Annotated in this window: 2 protein-coding genes; both read right to left on the reverse strand. The window is 58.8% G+C overall.

Annotated features, from left to right (window positions below; all coding sequences use genetic code 11):
- Positions 1-1,807, reverse strand: a 1,807-nt coding sequence (ftsH, locus tag ABX749_RS29530) for an ATP-dependent zinc metalloprotease FtsH (RefSeq protein ID WP_372899198.1), incomplete at its 3' end; no start/stop codon positions are given.
- 313 nt (positions 1,808-2,120) lie between these two features.
- Positions 2,121-2,454, reverse strand: a 334-nt coding sequence (locus tag ABX749_RS29535; RefSeq protein ID WP_372899199.1) for a hypothetical protein, incomplete at its 5' end; no start/stop codon positions are given.

A 2,454-nucleotide genomic window follows, 5' to 3' on the forward strand; every position in this document is an offset into this window, starting at 1 on the left:
GCTCGGCGCGTTGGTCGGCTTCCATCAAGATCCGCGAGACTTCTTCGTCGATCAACTCTTGCGTGTGTTCGCTGAATTGTCGCGACTGATGCATCTCACGTCCCAAGAACGGATCTTCGTCGCTGGTCTTGTAGCAGACCGGACCGAGCTTCGGGCTCATGCCCCAATGCGTGACCATTCGGCGAGCGATGCTGGTGGCGCGTTCCAGGTCGTTTTCCGCCCCGACGGTCGGTTCGTCATAGACGATCTTTTCCGCAGCCCGTCCGCCCAACAGAACGATCAGCTGGTGTTCCAGCTCTTTCTTGCTGTCGTTCAAGCGATCTTCGTTGGGGACATACTGCGTGACGCCTAGAGCGCGACCGCGTGGAACGATGGTGACCTTGTGCACGGTGTGTGCACCGTCCAGATGCCAGGCGGTCAGCGTGTGTCCGGCTTCGTGATAAGCGGTTTTCTCTTTCTCGATCCCGCGGAGCACTTCTTCGCGTTTGGCCCCCATCAGGATCTTGTCGCGGGCGTAATCGAAATCGTTCATGTCGACTTCTTTCTTGTCATGGCGGGCGGCCCACAGCGCCGCTTCATTGACCATGTTTTGAATATCAGCGCCCGTCAATCCGATGGTTCCCGCGGCCAAGCGATCCAGTTTGACATCATCGGCCAGCGGGACATCGCGAACATGGACCTTAAAGATCTCTTCGCGGCCTTTCATCGTGGGTCGATTGACTGCGACGTGACGGTCGAAGCGACCGGGACGCAACAGGGCGGGGTCCAAGACATCGGGCCGGTTGGTGGCTGCCACCACGATCACGGCTTGGCTGGGCGTGAACCCGTCCATCTCACCGAGGATTTGGTTCAGCGTTTGTTCACGTTCGTCGTGTCCGCCGCCCAAGCCGGCACCGCGCTGGCGTCCGACCGCATCGATTTCGTCGATGAAGATGATCGCGGGGCTGTTCTGTTTCGCGGTTTGGAACAAGTCGCGAACCCGACTGGCCCCGACGCCGACGAACATCTGGATGAACTCGCTACCGTTGACGGAGTAAAACGGCACCTCCGCTTCTCCCGCCACCGCGCGAGCCAACAAGGTCTTTCCGGTTCCGGGCGGTCCATTGAGCAGGACGCCCTTGGGAACCCTTCCCCCGAGCTTTTGGAACTTGTCGGGTGTTTTCAGATAATCGACGATCTCTTGCAGGTCCGCCTTGACGCCTTGCAAGCCAGCGACGTCGTCAAACGTGACGGTTTTCTCGTTGGCTTCGAAACGTTTCGCCGGGCTCTTTCCAAACCCGGACAAAAATCCGCCGCCCATGATGTCGTTGCGCGTGCGACGAATCATCATGAAGACGAACAGGAACACCGCCAGCGGCAGCCCGATAAAGATCAACAGATTGACCAGTTCACGCGTGTTGTCCGGCGGCTGGAAATCATACGGAATGTCCGCCTCGATCAGCGCACTTTCGATCCGCGACGACGATTGCGGGTCGAGTGAGATGTTGAAATAGAACTTTTTCTTCAGCTTGACCGGCTTTCCGTTGTCATCCTTTTCAACCGTCTCGATGCCGTCTTTGATGACCGGAGGTGCCTCGGGTTCGTTTTTGAACGTCCCGACGACGGTCTGCTCGCCGATGCTGACCTGCTCAATGTTTTTCTTGGCCAGTTGGTCGCGGAAAAAGCTGGCCGTGATCTTGGATCCAGGGTCTTCGGTTCGCCAGAAAAGGATGGCGAATCCGATCGCCAGCACCACCGCGATCAGCAATCCGTTATTGCGACGCGGGGGAGGTGCGTTGACGTCTGTCTCTTCGCGACGATTTTCCATAGTGGTATTTCGATCGAAAGTTGCTCGCCTTGGCGAGGCAGTGATATTTGAGAGGAAGGGGCGATGGTGATTGTGATTGCCAAGTCCGATTGGCAAACGCCCCGTGACAGCTTGCCCGACAGCAGCAGTGGTGAGCAAAACCGGTGCCACACGCCGAAACCAACACTGAAACTATGCGTCGGTATGATAAATCGGTGTCAAAGCATTCCCCAAAACTCGGCTCGGGGAGTCGACCCGGCGGGCTACAATCCGCAAGGGCCTAGCCGGATGGGGTCTGATTGTACCAATTTGCGCGAAAATGGAATGCGGGTGCTCAGGACTGCCAACTTGGCGACACGCTCCGGCCCCGCGCCGCGGCAGCTTGGAGATGACAGGCAATCTGGCGACGATTCAGCTTACGAATCTGGCAAACCTCCTCCATCGTGAATCCGTCGCTGAACAGACGCCAAGTCCAGTACGCGTCGCGTTCACCGATCGACTCATCGACGCCGGCCGGTGGATCGGGGGCCTGCTGATCGCCAACCTGCGGATCGGGGGCGGAATCCTCAAGACCAAAATCGCTGCCCAGCGCCGGCGGATCCTCCACCGGCTCCTCAACGACGCCCGCGCCCGACTCACCCCCCGCCGGTCCCGGAACGTCACTCCCC

Origin of the sequence: Stieleria sp. (assembly GCF_041595215.1) — a bacterium.
In the GTDB taxonomy this organism is placed as follows: Bacteria; Planctomycetota; Planctomycetia; order Pirellulales; family Pirellulaceae; genus Stieleria; species Stieleria magnilauensis.